Genomic DNA, 17572 nt, shown 5'->3' on the forward strand with positions numbered 1-17572 from the left:
CAGCGACTGCGTGGGAGCCGGGATAGCGACTGATGGATCAGGTAGTTATGTTACTAGCCATTAGGGTGGATGGACAGTTTCACTTGACCCAGAGCTCCCGGAGCGATGACCGTGAGCTCTGGGAGTGATATCCGGGATATTAGCTCTTAAGCGATTGTTTTATTTGTTTGCGGGCTTCACTGTAGGCAATGTCCCAGCTCTCATTAGACGTCGGTATTCCGTTCGATCCAAGGGGCTGTACACCAAGCTTTTTACGACGCTCGTTCACTTCTTTGGTGTATTCGGCATTCATAGGGTTAATCCCGCTTCTTCGATCTGCAGCATCGGCAATGGAGTCCATCTGGTGGTCGTATTCTTCGGGAAACCACTCAATATGAATGGTTCGCGCTATTCCTGAGACCTTCTTGTTCAGGGCATCTTGCTCGTCTACGAGTTTTATTTCCGCATCGGTTAAACCTTCACGGGCTTTTTGGTGCGCGCGGGCTTCTTCTTTTTTAAAGCGGTTCATAGGCGTTCCTCGATAGGTGGCAGAATATGGATTTCAAAAGACATCGCGTTGTGTGGGCTTATGATCAGGGCGCGAATTTCAACGGTGTTTTGCTCCTGAGTAATGTCCAGTATTTCACGGGTTACTGTGTTGTACCTGAGTTCGGACACCCAGCGCTGCAGGAAAAATGTTAATGCGCTGTTTGTATCGCAGCTTCGGGTAATCAGTTCGCAGCGCAGGTATGCGCTGGGGTTGTCCCATTGGCGAACGATGTTTGATTTCTCGATATCGAAAACGCTGTCTTGATCGAACAAAGCGAACTGCAGGTCGTAATCGAAACCGGCGATGGTGGAATCAAAGTCGTATTGTTCAGATGTGAACCCGTGCTGGGCAAGAATGGTTGAAAAGTCGTGCATGGTGGTTCCTTTGGTGATTGGCTTGCCGTATTCATTGCCAAGTCATCGAGGAGTTGTTGGGACTGTAACTTAAGGGTGCGACAAATCATGTCGTATGATTCGAGCGAGTAATGTAGACCGGTTCGTCATTGCCTGAGAGCCCGATGCACAGCAGTAGACGGACCTCTACCAGCTGATTCGTGTCGGTTTAGGGGAGGGTTTGGTGCCTGCCTGACGAGCACCTGAGGTATGTGCAAACCAAAGATCAGGGTTCCGGGTATGTTCAAACCAAAAGCCTTGAATCAATGAGTGTGCAAGTACTCGGTATCGCCTGGAACATGATGTTGGGGCCAGAGTCTTGAACGATATTGGTCAAACAATGCTTGTGCTTTTGAAATGTTGAAGGGCTGCTTTTTTTAGAAGGATTGGATTGGTTCTAAACAGAAGCGAACATTCGAGTCGGGGCTTTTTTCCAGAGCTTTCAAGCAAGTCAACGGCGGTCAACAGATTAGATGATAGAGCCCTATTCTTGGGGTAAACTGCTGTTTTATACAGGTGTCGATATATCAGTCGGAGTCCGAGTATCGTAAGAATAATGGTGCTACCGGGAGTCCGCTGCCGCTACAGCAAGCGTCAGTGGGTGAGCTTAAAAAGCAGGCGCCTGCCTCAGGTATGATGCCTCTGACGAGGCTTGCGCCGAGCAAGGGCCGTGCGAGCTTTACATCTGTGGCCGAGGTTTACCTCATTCGTTTTTCCTGATCTTGATATCTCCAGGAGTTGTTGTGGAATTACCCGCTTACCTGAAAGTCATGGCTGATAAAGGTGCATCTGACCTATATCTTTCAACCGGCGCGCTGGTGATGCTCAAGATAGAGGGAAAAACTGGCCCTATCACCCAGAAGCCCCTACCTGCTGGCTCTGTGAAGGAGTTGGCTTACTCCGTTATGAACGACAAGCAGCGTTCGGAATTCGAGAAGAATCTGGAGTTGGACATGGCTGTCGGGGTAAGCCAAGTCGGGCGATTCCGGGTGAATGTTTTCTGGCAGAGGGGCGAGGTGGCGATGGTTATCCGCCATCTTAAAACAGAAATACCCTCGTTCGAAGCACTAGGATTGCCTCGAGTACTGGAACAACTGATCATGGAGCCTAGGGGCCTGATTCTGGTGGTCGGCGCGACCGGGTCTGGTAAGTCAACTACCTTGGCGTCGATGATTGATTATCGGAATGACCATAAAGCAGGTCACATCCTTACCATCGAAGATCCGATCGAATACACCCATCACCATAAGCAGAGTGTGGTGAATCAGCGAGAGGTCGGCGTCGATACTCATTCCTATGAAGAGGCGCTTCGCAGGGCCATGCGAGAGGCGCCTGATGTCATCATGATTGGTGAAATACGTGACCGGCAAACCATGAAGCATGCTTTGACCTATGCTGAAACGGGTCACCTCTGTATTGCAACGCTGCATGCCAGCAATGTGGACCAGACGATACGCCGGATTGTGAACTTCTTCCCCGAACATGCACATCGTGAGCTCTTCATGGATCTGAGTCTGAATCTGAAAGCCGTTGTATCCCAGCGCCTGTTGAAAGGAAAAGATGGCAAGCGTGTAGCGGCCGTTGAGGTGATGCTGGCCAGTCCCTACATAAAGGATCTGATTAATAAGGGGGAAGTTGATGGTATTGGAGACATTATGGAGAAGAGCCCCGAACAGGGTATGAAAACCTTTGATCAGGCCATCATGGAGCTTTTTAGCGAGGGTAGGATCAGTCAGGAAGTGGCCTTGGCCAACGCAGATTCACGTCATAATCTTGGTGTGAAGATACGTCTGGAAACAGGAGTTTTCGGTTCTGGAGAGGATACTTTCAGTATTCAGGGTTGATAGGAAACGCTAATCAATCTCAGGCTAGGAGGAATCCTGCCCCTTTACTGCTGACGTGCCTAAAAAAAGAGGCTGAATTTCTCCAAAGGTGAGTGTTGATCTATCCATCCGAATGTCCGCTTTGCGGCCTTTGCGGTCATTGTAAAAGTCTCTACTCAAAACCTCGATTATTTTCTGGGGGGATTACACATCACCAAACGATTGGCAGCTCCCCCTCAGGCCGTTGTGTTCGCCGGCGACAAATGCTCCCTTCGCATCGCATAAGCCGCTGTTCCGGCTTCTCTGGAGCGTGCAACCACACAACCGTCGTTATTCGATAAAACCACGATGGGGGGATGCCGAAAATCCGGCCGGAACAGCTTCTCGCACGATGCGTAGAAATTGTTGCAATCCACCAGGGCGAAGACTGGCGACTTCATCCGGCTTTGGCCTGCTCGCGATACAGGGCTGCGCCCAGCGCAACGAAATAGTTCTGGAAGGCTTCATTGATTCGCTGGCGATGAACACCCTCTGGATAAAGGCCTGCTTTGGCTTCATCGGAGTAGACAGTGCCACGCACCAGAAAGGGATTTGCGGGCGTACTGTCTTCAATGAATGCTTCAAAAGACCGGGCGCAGAGCTCTTCGGGTTTGGCGTAATACAGCACCTTCATCTGACTGTCTGCCACCTGTGACGCCTGGAACAATGGGCTGGGCGCGGTTCCGTCTTCAGTGAGCAAGATGGTTTGAAAACAGGTGCTGAGCAGGTCGTTTAACGGGTGCTCTTTTTGTTTGGCGCTTCCCAGCCAACCGCTGGAGGCAAACCCGAACTTCCCCAAATCGCGGAACGCCTTGCTCCCCATATAATGATCAAAGGCATGGAACCACTCGTGAGCCAGACTACCGGCACCGGCGTTCTTTGCGAGTGCCAGTTGTCGGGTTGCGGGAATATAGTGGGCAGACACCCCGGGCCTACCACCAATGCCGTACTGCATGCCGAGAGTTCCACGAAGAGATATGAGGTTTTCTGGCCCCTGCAAAGTCGTCATCAGATCACACAGAGCCCTGTAAAACCGATCAGCCGCACGATCCCGCTCTGCTGGTGTCACCCAGCGGCCGACCTCGATGCCTCGGAAATCGAATCGGCGCCGTACCGTAATAAAAGAGATGGGGTGAGAGATCGTCATGAATATCCTCCACGTTTGAGCGATCAAAACGGAATGGCATTGGTGAGAGAGCGGCTTATGGTCGCCAAGATGTGTGACGGGCATATTACACACAAAAACTGTTTTTTTATACAGTGTTTTGGCGCTGTGTGAGCCCATGCTATTCCTGTGGGGCGGCCACCGGCAGCGTTTGGAGCGTCAAGTGTAGTGTGCAGGTGCACTTGTGGCGCAGCTTGAAAGGTTTTATCTTTTGGTTCAGGACGATCAACACTAACAAAGGATTTGTTACATGGCCTGCTACAACAACGGTGATTTCCAGAAGTATTTCAACGAAAATATGGACGCTTTAGGGCTCCCATCCCCTTCTACTTGGTTTGACGCTTCAATGACTACCTTCGGTGTTGCTAGTGCATCGGTAGAACTGACCGGAAAGTTTGGTGGTCAGACGGCATTGCGAACGCTCGCGGGCGCAACCTTCACTGGCGAGAAATTAATCATCGGTGCAGGCTTGTTACTCATAGGATATGCAGGCGCGGCAATTGGCAGTGCAGCGGTAGCTACCGGTCGAAGCTTAGGTTGCGGCACTCGTATGATTGATGTGATTGGTTATATTGAAAAAAACAATCTGCAATTTAAAGGGTATAAAGAGTTCTATATCCGTCACCCAGAAGTCTATGATGTTAATCACTCCAACCGCGAATCTTTTGTTGTCAAAGTTAGACACCAACATAAACTTTTCGAGTGCGCGTGATGGCTAAGGCTAGGATCAAAGACGATCTTGCTCTGCTAATGGTGGGCCTACTCGTCTCGATCATTGCTTGGGGCGTGTTTCAAGTGGTGGGTATGTGGGTTATCTATATCTACTCCGTTCTGGTGGTTTTGGTCTGGGCCCAGCGCTACCAGCGTAAGCGCAAGGCCCGCAAGATTGGAGCTAAAGATAGGAACGACTGATCGGGCTCTATCAGTTCATCCATCGCGCTGAGCAAAAGCCCCCAAGCCCCGCCGTAGAAACAGCGCAGCGTCCTTCACCGTTTCCTCCGGCAACTCCTCCATCGGAATGTGCCCCGCTGTCGGGTATACAATAAGTTCCGTTTTCGGGATATCTGCCATCCACTTGTCGGCAAGCTCCAAAGGTACCCATGCGTCCTCTTCACCCCACATCAGAAGTGTTTCGGCGGTAATGCGGTTAAACGGCGCTGGCTCGAAATTTTCAGCTCGGGCTTCGATCATTTTCAGGGTTTTAACGTACAGAGGTTTTGCGCCCGGGCGCAGGTTCATGTGAACGTAGCGTATGTAATCTTCTTGAGCTACACGGTCTGAGTCGCCGTAAACCCAGGCAACGTTTAGCGCTACCATCCAAGCTGGCTGAATGTAATTGCCAATAAACGCAACGGGCGGGAGAGTACCAATGCTGAGTATCCAGGGTGTATCTTGCGGGTAGCCGAAAGGGTCGAGAAGAATCAGCTTATTGACGCGCCCGGGGTTTCGGGCTGCGTATCTTGCGGCAATATAACCCCCCAAAGAATTCCCGGCGAGCGAAACGCTGTTCAAATCCAGCTTATTCACAAACTTCTCGAAGGCATCCAGCGCGTGCTCCTCGTTGAAGTCATCTAGCTCTGTTGGCCCGCCAGTCAGGCCAAAGCCTGGCATATCAAGTGCAATTACCCGGTGATTTTTTGAAAGTTCGTCAATCCATGTGTCCCAGGTTTGCAGGGATGAAAAGATGCCGTGCATAAGAATGACGACCTCGCCCTGACCGCGATCCTGATAGTGGATGTTGTAGCCGTTCACCTTCACGAATTTCGAGTATTCATTCGTGTACCTGCTTTCCAGGTCCTCCATATCCATGCTGATCAAGCCTCCCCAGTGACTTAGGGTGGGTGCCGCTTTCATGGATGCCCCGATGGCAGAACAGCCCGATAGGGTAACAACGAAAAGCAACAGCGCTAGCAGTGACAGCAGGCGGGAATTTTTATAGTTGGCTGTGAACATTGGGCTAATCCTGATTTGTTCGATCTTGTGGCTAGCCTCGCAGCAAGACCGGTTTAAGCCATTGACGCAATTGCCTAAGGGTGTGTGGCCATTTAAGTCATGTTAGATTTAATCGTTTGATTTAAAAGAAAAAACATCTTTTAAAATAGTTTTTTAATTTTCTGGGTCTGTGAGGGGGGTCACAAGGTGTTGTTTGCTCGAGTGAGGCGGCTTGTGAGGGGCACGCAAATGGCGAAGGCACTGAGGTTGACGGTTGCCGCAATATCGCTGACTCTGAGTGTTAGTTCAGTGGCTCCCTGCTGAAATACCTTGATGAAGTGGCTTAGGCGTGTGCCAGCCGCTACGCCGGTAGCTATGTGGTTACCCTGCGCCCTAAATACCTGGACTTTTCACCCCGGCTACCGTAAAATCCCCCGTCAAAGTCTCATGTTGTAGGTGTTGGTAAGTGAACCATATCGAGTTATTTGCCGGTTGTGGCGGTTTGGGTCTCGGCCTTGAATCTGTTGAATTTGAACTCGTTATGGCTAACGAACTCTCGCCGATGGCTGCGGAAACCTTTGCGTATAATTTTTTGGATGAAAACCTCCGCGCCATGGCGGATGGAGAGGAGGGGTTTGGCTTACCAAAACGAACCAAGTGGTTAAGCAGCCAATTCCCTAAATCGAATCTGCACAACCGCTTGCGTGAAAACCCGCACGAATTCCCGCCTTACCCTGAAGGTGAGAGCGATATAAACGGCCCGGCGGACTTAGACGGAGCATTGGTTGTTGGCAGTATAGTTGAGCTAAACCGGTTTCTTGAGGCGGCACCAGAGCGCCGTGATGCCCTGCAAAGCAGTTTTGGTCGTGGTGGTTTGGATTTGGTGTCAGGTGGGCCGCCTTGCCAGAGTTTCAGCTTGGCCGGGCTGCGCCAGCGAACCAACCAACGCAATTCCCTTCCATGGGAAATGGCAAAGTTTGTGGAGCTTACCCAGCCGAAATTTGCGTTGCTCGAAAACGTTACGGGCATCTTGCGGGCGTTCAAAGAAGAGGGGCAAGAATTTCACGCCTGGTTCGAAGTGGCAAAGGCTTTTGCGGTTGTAGGCTATGTTCCGCTTTGTCTTCATGTAAACGCCAAGCTTGCCGGTGTGGCGCAGAACCGGCCAAGATTCATCATGTTAGCCACCCGTGCAGATATATATGAGGAGCTGGAACCCACCTTCAGCGCCATAGAGCGAGAGCTTGTTTTACCCTCTCACCAGTTTTATCTCAATATTACGCAAGGCCAGCCTGTGGCATTCGGTGATATCTCCTATTTCGATGCTGATAAACCTCAGCACCATGAGCTATACGAGCAATCATTTCTCCGCCCGTTGGTTGCTTATCGAGATAGTGTGAGAACCGTGCGTGATGCTATTGACGATCTTAAAGTCCACGCCCCGGAGTTGCCGTCTGAGTATGTACGGCAGATCAACCGGGTGTTTACTCCATTTATCCCCGAGCACGACATGGAAAACCATGAAATGCGCAAAAATGGAGAGCATGTTAAGCGCCGCTTTCGGATCTATCAGATGCTACAGAAAGTGTCGCGATCGGATGAGCGCATCGTGAAAGCGCTGCTGAAAGGGGAAAGGGAAGAGCTGCCTGCTGATGTTGCCGAGAGGGTCATGGGCTTCGATTTTCTCTCTGATGCGGGCGAATACGTTTTTTTCCAGAGCAAAACCGAGCTGGAAAACTATTTAAAGGCCCATGGCACGAAAAAACAGACGCAAAAGGCGCTAACGGCGGATTCACCAGCCCCTGCAGCATTGTCCATTCCGGATGATGCTTGTCATTATGATCACGATGAGCTTAGAACCTTGTCTGTTAGAGAAATGGCGAGAATCCAGTCCTTCCCGGATGGTTTTGCGTTTAGGTCTAAGGTGACGACCGGAGGCCAAATGCGCAAGTACGAAGTGCCCCAATACACGCAGGTTGGTAATGCTGTCCCGCCGCTACTGGGGAGAGCCCTTGGCGAGGCTGTTGGCAATCTTTTGAAAAGACTGAACGTAAAGGAACTACGTGATGAACGAAGTATGGCGGAACCTTTGGTACACGCGGATGCTAAGCATACCTGAATGGATATACGCAGAGGCGGAGCTTAGGGCATCGAGGTTACCGGTTTTTGATTATTCGAGAAGAAAAGAAGAAGCAAACGTTGTTGGTTGCTTGGGCGAGGTTATCGCTGAACATTGGATGAGAGCGAAAAACATAGGCTTTACCTCTCAGCTCAACGAAACCAAACATGATTACCTAATCAATAACCGCTTGACGATCGACGTTAAAACGAAAGATAGAACTGTGGTGCCAAAGATACACTATGAAGCCACAGTGCCGCTGTATAACCACTCCCACCAAATGCCCGATTATTTTTTGTTTATATCGCTTCATCGAAAAAATAATAAAGAGCCCGGAAGCATACGCCAGTATGAGCATGCATATATTTTAGGCGCCATCAGCTATGGCGAGATAAGCGAAGCCGGAATTCGATTTTTCAAGGACGAAACAGACTGGCGTAACGGGACCAAATTCTGGACAGATTGTTTAAACGTGCAGGTTGGGCAGCTTATTCCAGTAAAAGAAACGATAGAGATTTTTAGGGGTGTGAAATCTTGCCCGATTAAGGTCGTGACGCCAGACCATACTCTCATCGCCAAAGTTTCAAAAATGCGGGCAGGTGGAAAGTTAGTCAATTAATGGGCAGTTATAGGCTTTTTAGCTCGAATAATGATCGTTTATGCTTCCGGTTCCAGATTGCAGAGCTCTGCCAGCGTCATACGCAGTTCAAAAAGGTCCACAGGTTTAGATAGGTAAGCGCTAAAGCGTTTAGGCGAGCCTTTTTCAGGGCGCGGATTGCTATTTTGCGTTGCCGATAGGAGTATCACGGGCACCTTAGGCCACTGGCTGCGTGCAATCCGAAGAACTTCATCACCAGAAGCGCCTGGTAGTTGGTAGTCTGACACAATGATTGCAGGGGCACTGCCGCTCACACTCTGAGCAAAGGCTTCTGCGGTCGTCGCAAACTCAACGTCAAATCCCATAGCGGTTAGCTCATCGTCGAGCAATTCTCTAACAGGTTCAGAGTCCTCCACAACCCAGGCTTTTTGGCCTTTTGCATCAAACGTGGGAAGTAAATCGTGTACGGCTGCAAGTGATGGCGTTGCCAGACGCTCTTCTCCGGTAGCATAAGGAATCGTACAAGTGGCTGTGGTCCCCTTACCTGGTTCACTTTTCAGCTCAAGGTTACCACCCAAGTTTTCCGCGAGTTCAAAACAGATGGACAAGCCAAGGCCAGCACCGGGGTTATCCTCGGCACTTTGATAGAACGGGGTGTATATTTTTTTGAGATCGTCAGCAGAGATGCCGCACCCCGTGTCACTCACACGAAAAATCAGCGACGGCTGTTGGTTTGAGGTTTGGGCAACGGCAAGAGAAAACTCACCGCCTTGAGTGTACTTGGCTGCATTGTCCAGAAGGTTGAGCAAAATTCTCTGCAACTGTTTACTACTGCAGCGAATTACAGTTGGTAAATCTGTCTCGATTTTAAACTGAAAACGATTGTTTTGTTTGCCAGCGATGATGTGTGCATGGTTAACAAGGTTGTCGATAAACGCTATGAGGTAGATGTCTTGCGGCTCATCAGAAGCTGTTGAAATGCCATGAGCATAGTCAACCAGACCATCGATGAGATCCTTCATGTATATGCTTCTATCCAGAATAACCTGTGTGGCTTTTCGAGCATCGACAGCATCAGCAGATTGAAGCTGCGCATAGCCGAGAATGGCGGTTAGTGGCGACCTCAAATCGTGGGTTACTTGCCCCAGAAAATTTACCTTTGCTTGGCTGGCTTTGCGTGCTGTTTCCAGAGCATTCCTTAAATCTTCCGTACGTTGTTTGACGGTCAACTCCAGAGACTTTCGGCTCTCTATTTCCTGGGCTTTTAGTGCATTTTTTGCTGTTCGGATCTGATGTTTTTGTTGCCAGCTGTAGATTAGTATCAAAACCAGCGCGGTGGCAGTTTCGATACCAAGGCGATAAGGCGCAAAGAGGGCGGTGTAGTAGAAATTAAAGGTGTAACCCAGCAACAGAAACGATGTGGTCAGCCAATAAACTGACAGCAACAGCATCAATAGTATTGAGCTTAGCCCAGCGGGCCGAGTTTTCAGAGCTGCGGGAATAATAAACGGCCAGGTAATCATGTAGCCGGTTAGGCACAGGATTCCCAGCTTTCTTATACTGCTGCCGTCGACAATAAATGTAAGGCATGCCATGGCAGCTGCGGCAGCACCTGTCAGCAACAGATAGTTGCGCCAGCCACGTTGGTGGTTCAGGCCTAGGATGAAAACAGAGGTGGCCAGAAATAGTTGTGTAGAAAGCATGGCTGCGGTCACCCTTAAATTGATCGAATAACTTTCGAGTGATGGCAGCAGGTAGTTGGTGAAAAAGCCGTTTTTCTCGGCTTCTCGTATAAATGCCACCATTAACCATGAACCTGTTACTAAGAGGCTGGCGTTGAGCTGGAAGGCAAGAATAAGTAGAAGTGTGAGAATGCCCGCAAAAAAAGCCGCCAGAAAGATTCGGTTTTCGGTGAGTGTTTCTGAGTAGGGCACTGGCTCCCAGCTTTCTATGCTAATAAAAGGAAGGTTGTCGCTATTTATTTTTAGAAACAGTTGCTGGGTTTGGCCTGCATTGAGCCGCACCGGAATGATGGTTTTGCCATTGTTAACAGCACGATTTTGCAGCGGGATATCCAGACCTGTGGCTGTTTGATGTAGTGTTCTTCCGGTAACTGGCTCAACAAAATAGGCATGAACCTTATTTAAGCGCCAAGGCTCTATAGCCAGCCAGCGTATCAGTGCCTGGTTGCTGCTGTTGTGCAAGGTCGTTTTAAGCCAGGTGGTCGCATGGCGGCGTGTGGCGCTCAAGGTGCCTGCTTCAGGCTGTATCCAGTCTACGGCACTTTGGGCGTCATTGAGGCTTTGAATGGCATTGTTGCCGGAGATTGCCTGCATGAATTCAATCAGTTCACTACCATCTGGCTGTGTGGCTAGATCCAAGTAGGGGTTCGAGTAGATTTCGGTCTGTGCCTGTGAAATGGTCGATAAGGTTAATAAAAAAGCGGCGAAAATGGCGACGCATGTGGCAATCCAATTGCGTTTGGTCAAAATGTGTTCCCGGTCTCAACTATGTTGTTTTCGAAAGTCTCGCGGAGTTAGCCCAAAGCGCTCTTTGAACGCAGTGGAGAAGTTAGCGCTGTCTGAAAAGCCAACCTGATGAGACACATCCTGAACGGCGAGATGTGTTTGTTGAAGCAGGGTTTTGGCTTCCTTCATACGCTCCTCTCGAAGGTATTCATAAACTGTTGTTCCAGCGCATGCTTTGAATGCTGCGTTCAGGTGTTTGCTGTTCGTTCCTGTCAATTTCTCTAGCTCTTTCATCGACGGTGTAACGGATAGCGATTTTAGCAAATGGGTGCGAGTGGAGTGAAACACGATCATATGCCGGTTATTTGTTGCAGCCGTCTCGGCCTCTAAGCTTTTTTTGCGGGCCTGTGCTGGTGGTTTGTGCCTCAGATGTATCGCGAGCCGCAATTTAACTTCATTAAAATCGAAGGGTTTATTTATGTAGTCAACGGCGCCCGCAAGTAACCCTCTAATGCGGTGTTCAGGCGCAGTCATACCTGAGATAAAAATAACTGGAATATCACGGGTTCTCGGGTCCTGGGTAATTATTTTGCAGGCGTCGTGGCCACTGCAACGGGGCATCTCCGAGTCCATTAATATTATATCTGGCTGCCAGACCCGAGCTTTTTCGACACCTTCAAGGCCATCGTAAGCATAGAGTAACTGGCAACCGTTTTGTTGAAGATAAGCAGAAAGTAGCATGCGGTCGGCTTCTTGATCTTCAACAATCAAAACTCGTCTGTTCTCCATCTTCATCCTTTCATTTAATCTAGCCCGGCTCTCAAGCAACCCCTGAGTTTTGTATAGCAAATAAAATATTCCCTTCCCGCACAGGTTCTAGCCCGCGATCAAAGGTTCATCTCCACACGCGGGGTAGGATTAGGTGAATAACTCGCTGCTTTGAGTTGGGTCCTACCAAGCTCAGGTGTAGCTCCGAGCTACCACTTTGTGTTTGTTCAAACCAATTTCTGCCCGACATTCATCAACGCCAGCGCATTGATCACACCCGTTGCAGGCCCAGAGCCTGTGCCGGTTGCCTTGAGGATATTATGGCTAGAGTTCCTTCTGTCGCAAAACTTGCCCTCGCGGTTTCTTTGAGCTTTTCCGCAACTATTAATGCTGCAACTACGCATCAAGATGATTTATTAAGCGTTGTAAAAGAAACGCTTGAAACCAATCCGGAGTTACAAGTTCGTTTGAGTGCCTTTCAAGCCTCTACCTACGACCAAAGGGAAGCCTTTGGCGGATACTTGCCATCTCTTGATGTCAGCGCAGCTGGCGGCATGGGAGACCGTGATTACGATGGTCGCGGTAGTTATAACCGCAATTACGCCGAAGTGTCACTCACGCAAATGCTGTTTGATGGATTTCGAGTGCGAAACGCCGTTGCCAGAGCCGAGCATAGCAGTCGGGCACGCTATTATGAACTGTTGGACGAGGCAGAAACCAAGGCACTGGAAGCGGGCGAAGTTTATCTAAGCGTTCTACGGCATCGAGAGCTTGTAACCCTAGCACAGGAGAATGTGGCCAATCACCAGCGTGTGCAACGCCACGTCAGCGAGCGTGCAGACCGGGGTGTAAGCAACCGTGCCGATCTGCAGCAAATCGATGGGCGCTTGTCTTTGGCGCGCTCTAACTTAATGACAGAGATAGCCAACCTGCAGAGCGTTACCGCGCGGTTCCAGCGCTTGGTTGGCCGGTTCCCGGCAGAGCAGCTAAGCGCTTATGAAGTAGAAGAGCAGGCGGTGCCTAAGGAGTTGCGTCAGGTTCTTGAGGCGGTATACGCCAATAACCCGGCTTTGTTTGCGGCCTTTGAGGAGATTCAGGCGTCTGAAGCCTCCTATGGTGAGGCGAAGGCGGGCCGTTACCCGACAATTGAGCTAGGTGCTCGCCATGGCACCTATAAAAACAATAATAGCTTCGATAAGCGCACAAACCCGCACTCTTACGGGGAGGATACGGTTATCGAGTTGCGTGCACGCTACAACCTCTATCGTGGTGGCAGCGACCGGGCAGCCGAACGTGCGGCGGACCGTCGTATCAGTCAGGCGGAAAGCTTGCGGGATAAAGCCTGCGTCGATTTACGTCAAACAGCGACGATTGCCCACGGCGATGTGCGCAATTTGCAGGTGAAGCTTGACTCTCTTTCGGCCCATCGCGAAAAAGCTTCGGGTGTATTAGGTGCTTATCGTGAACAGTTCGATATCGGCCGCCGCTCTTTGCTAGATGTACTCGATTCTGAAAACGAGTTTTTCCAGGCTGAGCGTGCCTATATCAATGGCTCCTACGATCTGGAGATCAATCGCTTACAAACGCTTCACAGCATGGGGCGCTTGCTGGACACCCTGTACGTGGGTAGCGACCAGTTACCGAACTTGGGTGATATTAACCAGTCGGTTAAGCCGGGCTCCAGCCGCTACTGCACACTTCCCGACGAGGGCGCCAGAAGCTTCGATCGGTTTATGAAAATAGCAGATACCGAAGAAATCGTGACCCTTGGCAGTGACACTCTATTTGATGTTGGCAGCGCTGAGTTCAAGCCTGAGGCAATGGCTAGCCTGCAGCAGTTCGCGCAACGCCTGCTGGAGCGCGGCACGGTTAAGTCAATCAATGTTGTTGGGCATACCGACAGCTCGGGCTCCGATGCGTTGAACCGGAAGCTATCCCTTGCCAGAGCGATTTCGGTACGTGATGCCTTGATCGACAGTGGCATTGCAAACACCGTTATGCTGGTTTCAGGTGTGGGCGCCTCCCAACCCCGTACAAGCAATGACACTGCCCAAGGGCGTGCCATGAATCGCCGCGTTGAGGTACGTGTTACTCACGCCAGAAGGTGAGATTGAAGCGCCGCTATGGATCAGATGAACGACCCCCTGAGCGCCTGCCTTTTATGGCTTGCTGCTGAAAATGGCACCACGACCAGCCATGATGCGCTGGTCGCTGGCTTGCCATTGGTTGGTGGCCGCTTGTCGCCCTCGGTGTTTGCGCGCGCAGCGGAACGGGTCGATATGAAGGTAAAGCTGGTAAGGCAGCCGTTGGAGCGCCTGAACAGTTTGCTGCTTCCCTGCGTTATTTTGCTCGATGGTAACCGTGCCTGTTTGCTTGAAAGCATTGACCTTCAGGGGCAGACAGTGCAAGTGCGGATGCCAGAAATAGACATGGAAGTTCAGCAGCTCGGGCTTGCCAATTTCCAAGAGACCTACACTGGTATTGCACTCTACTGCCGTCCGGATTTTCGTTTGGACCAACGTAAAATCGGGGCTGCCACAACAGTAGATAACGGCCACTGGTTCTGGAGTGTGATAAAGGCGAACCGGCCGGTTTATCGCGATATCTTGATTGCAGCGTTCTTTATCAACCTGTTCGCCTTAACCATGCCCCTGTTCGTTATGAATGTTTACGACCGGGTGGTACCCAATCATGCTACGGACACCTTGTGGGTTCTTGCGCTTGGAGCTCTGATTATCATCTGCGCTGATCTTGCGCTACGCCTCCTGCGAAGCTGGTTTGTTGAGCTGGCAGCAACTCGTGCTGATATCACTTTATCCGCGCGCATTATGGAGCGCATTCTGGGTACTCGGCTTGAACATGCTCCACAGTCTGTGGGCTCGTTTGCGGCGAATGTCCAGTCGTTTGAATCCGTTCGCTCATTCATTGGTTCCATGACCGTAACGGCGCTTATCGACCTGCCTTTCTTCCTGCTCTTTGTGGTCATTATCGCGTTAATTTCACCGGTGATGGTGATTCCGGTGCTGATCGGCGCAACGATTATTATTCTGTACGCCCTCTCGGTGCAGGCCACCATGCACCAGCTTTCAGAAACCATGAGCCAAGCCAGTGCGCAGCGTAACTCCGGTTTAGTAGAAAGTCTGGTAGCGGCGCCCACGGTTAAAAGCTTCAACGCTAGTAGCCGTATGCAAAGTGAGTGGGAGCAAACCACTCGGTTTTTGTCGGGCTGCTCCGGCAAGCAGCGCATGCTCGGTATGTCTGTAGGCGCGGGAGCTTCCTGGATACAGCAGGTTGTATCTGTGGTGATGATTATCACCGGTGTGTACTTGGTTATTAATGGGGATATGAGCCAAGGCGGGCTGATCGCGGCTTACATGTTGTCCTCACGGGCCATGGCGCCGGTTTCGCAAACTGCCTCATTGCTGACTCAATACCATCAAGCGGCAACGGCCATGACATCTGTGGAACAGATTATGGATGCCGAGCAGGATCGTGAGCCAGATAAACAAGTAATAAGCCGTGGCAAGTTGCGCGGCGAAATTGAACTGAAAGGTGTGTCATTCCAGTATCCCGGTGAAGAGCGTGATGCATTGGCTGGAGTGTCATTGCATATTCGGGCAGGTGAGCGAGTGGGCATTCTTGGCCGAGTGGGCTCGGGCAAGAGCACTTTGGAAAAACTCATACTGGGGCTTTACCGGCCAACGTCTGGCAGCCTTTTAGTGGATGGGGTAAACATTGGCCAGATCGACCCGAGTGAGCTGCGCCGCAATATTGGTTACATACCACAAGATGTTCAATTGCTCAGTGGCACGGTATACGACAACGTTACGCTGGGTATAGAGCATCCTAATAATGAACGCTTGCTGCAGGCCATCAATATCTCAGGTTTGAAAGGCATGGTGGGTGATCATGCAGACGGTTTGTCAATGCCGGTCGGGGAGGGCGGTAACCGTCTATCCGGTGGGCAGCGCCAAACCATTGCAGTAGCCCGTGCGGTTATGGCGGACAGCAGTATTTTATTGCTTGATGAGCCAACCAGTGCCATGGACAGCATGTTGGAGAACCACGTCAGCAAAGGCTTGGGCCAGTTTAGCCAAGGCAAAACTCTGTTGTTGATAACCCACCGCACCAGCCTACTGGATCTGGTTGATCGCTTAATTGTAATGGATACGGGAAAAATTGTTGCCGATGGCCCGAAACAAAGCGTACTTCAGGCTCTCCAGCAAGGAAGCATCCAGCGGGGTGCACAATGAGCAACGATGCGAAGATTGTAGAGAAAACCGTGCAGAAAGAGCTTGAGCAACAGGCATTTGATCGCCTGAGCAAGGCTGACGCCGTTGGAGCTCGGGGCAAAGGTTTTATCAATCGCCTGTTTCGGCCGTTTTTTTCCGCATTTCGCAGCAACTCACGGCACTGGCCTACGGATGCGGATCAGGCCATGGAGCAGCAAAGCACCCTGCGCGCCCGCAGCTTGCTGTACGGCATCGCACTGACGTGTATTGTTCTGATTGTCTGGGCTGCGTTTGCGCCGATCGATGAAGTGACACGGGGCGAGGGTAAGGTTATTCCCTCCCGACAGCTTCAGGTTATTCAGTCCGCCGATGGCGGTGTGATTGAGGAAGTGTTTGTAGACGAGGGTGCCAGAGTCAGCAAAGGCGACCTGCTGGTGCGCATAGACCCAACACGATTTATGGCCAGCTTTCAGGAGGGCAGCGTGCGGGCATTCGCACTGGCCGCCAAGGTGAAACGGCTGCAGGCATTGATTCATAGCGAGCTACTTCAGCTGAATTACCGTGAGGCAGTAACACCTATACAGCAACAGGTCTTGCAGCAGGAGGAAGGTTATTTCAAGGCCAGCCTCAAGGAACTGCAAGAGCGCTTGGCGGTTGCCCGGGAGCAGATTGCTCAACGGGAGCAAGAATTAAGTGAAGTACGGGCGAGGAAGACTGCTGCAGAGCAGTCCTACCGTATGTCGACACAGGAATTGCAGGCGACGGAACCCCTGCTGGCGTCCGGTGCCGTTTCAGAAATCGAGATATTGCGTTTGCAACGGGATCAGGCGGCGGCAGATGGAGAGCGCCTCCAAGCCGCTGCCCGTGTACGGCAGGTACAAGCCAGTATCCAGGAAGCGGAATCTAGGCTGCAGGAGGTTGAATCCTCTACCCGCAATCAGTGGCGAGCGGAGCTTAGTGACGCAAGTTCTCAGTTAAACAGCTTAGAAAAGAGTGTCGCCGGTCTGGCCGACAAGGTGAAGCTCTCTGAAATTCGCTCACCGGTAAATGGCACGGTACAGCGTGTACTGCTAAATACAGTTGGCGGAGTTGTTCAGCCCGGGAATGCAGTGGTGGAGATTGTTCCCAGCGATGATCGCCTGCTGGTGGAAGCCAAAATAGCGCCCAAAGATATCGCATTCTTACGCCCCGGGTTGCCAGCGACTATCAAACTGCACGCCTACGATTTCTCCATTTATGGCGGAATTGCAGCAACCATTGAACACATCAGTGCCGATACCATCACCGACGACCGCGATAACACGTTTTACCTCGTGCGCGCCGTAACCACCGGAAAAGATTCGGCACAGCACTTATCTGTTATTCCGGGCATGACCGCACAGCTCGACATCATGACCGGCAAAAAGAGCATTTTATCTTACTTGCTCAAACCAATACTGCGTGCCAAAGCCAACGCTTTGAGCGAACGCTGAAATCGATCCATTACCTGCATTGAAATCGCATGGCTAAC

Annotated in this window: 14 protein-coding genes and 1 pseudogene; 8 read left to right on the forward strand and 7 right to left on the reverse strand. The window is 50.9% G+C overall.

Annotated elements, in window-relative coordinates; all coding sequences use genetic code 11:
- Nucleotides 1-139: 139 nt before the first annotated feature.
- Complete coding sequence (locus MWU62_RS08405; protein ID WP_247114419.1) at nucleotides 140-508, reverse strand: hypothetical protein; 369 nt, start codon at nucleotides 506-508, stop codon at nucleotides 140-142.
- Nucleotides 505-903, reverse strand: coding sequence for a hypothetical protein (locus MWU62_RS08410; protein WP_247114420.1), 399 nt, complete (start codon nucleotides 901-903; stop codon nucleotides 505-507). Before MWU62_RS08410 ends, MWU62_RS08405 begins: the two co-directional genes overlap by 4 nt.
- Nucleotides 904-1664: 761 nt before the next feature.
- Between MWU62_RS08410 and MWU62_RS08415 the strand changes: the two genes are divergently transcribed.
- On the forward strand, nucleotides 1665-2765 hold the full coding sequence (locus MWU62_RS08415) for a PilT/PilU family type 4a pilus ATPase (protein ID WP_247114421.1): 1101 nt from the start codon (nucleotides 1665-1667) through the stop codon (nucleotides 2763-2765).
- A gap of 275 nt (nucleotides 2766-3040) precedes the next feature.
- Here the strand turns inward: MWU62_RS08415 and MWU62_RS08420 are convergent.
- Nucleotides 3041-3184: pseudogene (locus tag MWU62_RS08420) on the reverse strand (DNA polymerase V subunit UmuC); the annotation flags it as partial.
- Nucleotides 3181-3930 (reverse strand): CLCA_X family protein, encoded by a 750-nt coding sequence (locus tag MWU62_RS08425; protein WP_247114422.1) that lies wholly within the window; start codon nucleotides 3928-3930, stop codon nucleotides 3181-3183. The pseudogene MWU62_RS08420 and the gene MWU62_RS08425, both read right to left, overlap by 4 nt.
- A gap of 268 nt (nucleotides 3931-4198) precedes the next feature.
- Between MWU62_RS08425 and MWU62_RS08430 the strand changes: the two genes are divergently transcribed.
- Nucleotides 4199-4660: a hypothetical protein gene (locus MWU62_RS08430; RefSeq protein WP_247114423.1), complete on the forward strand. Its 462-nt coding sequence runs from the start codon at nucleotides 4199-4201 to the stop codon at nucleotides 4658-4660.
- On the forward strand, nucleotides 4660-4860 hold the full coding sequence (locus MWU62_RS08435; protein WP_247114424.1) for a hypothetical protein: 201 nt from the start codon (nucleotides 4660-4662) through the stop codon (nucleotides 4858-4860). The genes MWU62_RS08430 and MWU62_RS08435 overlap by 1 nt, the downstream gene beginning before the upstream one ends.
- A 15-nt stretch (nucleotides 4861-4875) precedes the next feature.
- On the opposite strand, the gene MWU62_RS08440 is transcribed toward MWU62_RS08435, so the two are convergent.
- A complete protein-coding gene (locus MWU62_RS08440; protein ID WP_247114425.1) occupies nucleotides 4876-5901 on the reverse strand; it encodes an alpha/beta hydrolase in 1026 nt (341 codons plus the stop codon).
- A 445-nt stretch (nucleotides 5902-6346) separates the two neighbouring features.
- Between MWU62_RS08440 and dcm the strand changes: the two genes are divergently transcribed.
- Together dcm and MWU62_RS08450 are read left to right on the forward strand one after the other, a co-directional pair.
- Entirely contained in the window at nucleotides 6347-7996 is a 1650-nt protein-coding gene (dcm, locus tag MWU62_RS08445; protein WP_247114426.1) for a DNA (cytosine-5-)-methyltransferase, read from the forward strand.
- On the forward strand, nucleotides 7944-8615 hold the full coding sequence (locus tag MWU62_RS08450) for a hypothetical protein (protein WP_247114427.1): 672 nt from the start codon (nucleotides 7944-7946) through the stop codon (nucleotides 8613-8615). The genes dcm and MWU62_RS08450 overlap by 53 nt, the downstream gene beginning before the upstream one ends.
- Before the next feature lie 38 nt (nucleotides 8616-8653).
- On the opposite strand, the gene MWU62_RS08455 is transcribed toward MWU62_RS08450, so the two are convergent.
- Together MWU62_RS08455 and MWU62_RS08460 are read right to left on the reverse strand one after the other, a co-directional pair.
- Nucleotides 8654-11083: an ATP-binding protein gene (locus tag MWU62_RS08455; protein WP_247114428.1), complete on the reverse strand. Its 2430-nt coding sequence runs from the start codon at nucleotides 11081-11083 to the stop codon at nucleotides 8654-8656.
- 15 nt (nucleotides 11084-11098) lie between these two features.
- A complete protein-coding gene (locus MWU62_RS08460) occupies nucleotides 11099-11851 on the reverse strand; it encodes a response regulator (protein ID WP_247114429.1) in 753 nt (250 codons plus the stop codon).
- A 299-nt stretch (nucleotides 11852-12150) separates the two neighbouring features.
- Between MWU62_RS08460 and MWU62_RS08465 the strand changes: the two genes are divergently transcribed.
- The 3 genes from MWU62_RS08465 to MWU62_RS08475 are packed head-to-tail and all read left to right on the forward strand — an operon-like array spanning nucleotide 12151 to nucleotide 17534.
- The gene (locus MWU62_RS08465; protein ID WP_247114430.1) at nucleotides 12151-13938 is read left to right on the forward strand and encodes a TolC family outer membrane protein; all 1788 of its coding nucleotides are present in this window, start codon (nucleotides 12151-12153) and stop codon (nucleotides 13936-13938) included.
- A gap of 15 nt (nucleotides 13939-13953) precedes the next feature.
- Complete coding sequence (locus MWU62_RS08470) at nucleotides 13954-16083, forward strand: type I secretion system permease/ATPase (RefSeq protein ID WP_247114431.1); 2130 nt, start codon at nucleotides 13954-13956, stop codon at nucleotides 16081-16083.
- Complete coding sequence (locus tag MWU62_RS08475) at nucleotides 16080-17534, forward strand: HlyD family type I secretion periplasmic adaptor subunit (RefSeq protein ID WP_247114432.1); 1455 nt, start codon at nucleotides 16080-16082, stop codon at nucleotides 17532-17534. Before MWU62_RS08470 ends, MWU62_RS08475 begins: the two co-directional genes overlap by 4 nt.
- Nucleotides 17535-17572 lie beyond the last annotated feature (38 nt).

The sequence above is a fragment of the Marinobacter sp. S6332 genome, assembly GCF_023016045.1.
In the GTDB taxonomy this organism is placed as follows: domain Bacteria; phylum Pseudomonadota; class Gammaproteobacteria; order Pseudomonadales; family Oleiphilaceae; genus Marinobacter.

Coding starts and splice junctions, on each gene's coding strand:
- MWU62_RS08405 (WP_247114419.1), bottom strand. CDS start 508: ATGAACCGCTTTAAAAAAGAAGAAGCCCGCGCGCACCAAAAAGCCCGT.
- MWU62_RS08430 (WP_247114423.1), top strand. CDS start 4,199: ATGGCCTGCTACAACAACGGTGATTTCCAGAAGTATTTCAACGAAAAT.
- MWU62_RS08410 (WP_247114420.1), bottom strand. CDS start 903: ATGCACGACTTTTCAACCATTCTTGCCCAGCACGGGTTCACATCTGAA.
- MWU62_RS08435 (WP_247114424.1), top strand. CDS start 4,660: ATGGCTAAGGCTAGGATCAAAGACGATCTTGCTCTGCTAATGGTGGGC.
- MWU62_RS08440 (WP_247114425.1), bottom strand. CDS start 5,901: ATGTTCACAGCCAACTATAAAAATTCCCGCCTGCTGTCACTGCTAGCG.
- MWU62_RS08460 (WP_247114429.1), bottom strand. CDS start 11,851: ATGGAGAACAGACGAGTTTTGATTGTTGAAGATCAAGAAGCCGACCGC.
- MWU62_RS08475 (WP_247114432.1), top strand. CDS start 16,080: ATGAGCAACGATGCGAAGATTGTAGAGAAAACCGTGCAGAAAGAGCTT.
- MWU62_RS08470 (WP_247114431.1), top strand. CDS start 13,954: ATGGATCAGATGAACGACCCCCTGAGCGCCTGCCTTTTATGGCTTGCT.
- MWU62_RS08465 (WP_247114430.1), top strand. CDS start 12,151: ATGGCTAGAGTTCCTTCTGTCGCAAAACTTGCCCTCGCGGTTTCTTTG.
- MWU62_RS08425 (WP_247114422.1), bottom strand. CDS start 3,930: ATGACGATCTCTCACCCCATCTCTTTTATTACGGTACGGCGCCGATTC.
- MWU62_RS08450 (WP_247114427.1), top strand. CDS start 7,944: ATGAACGAAGTATGGCGGAACCTTTGGTACACGCGGATGCTAAGCATA.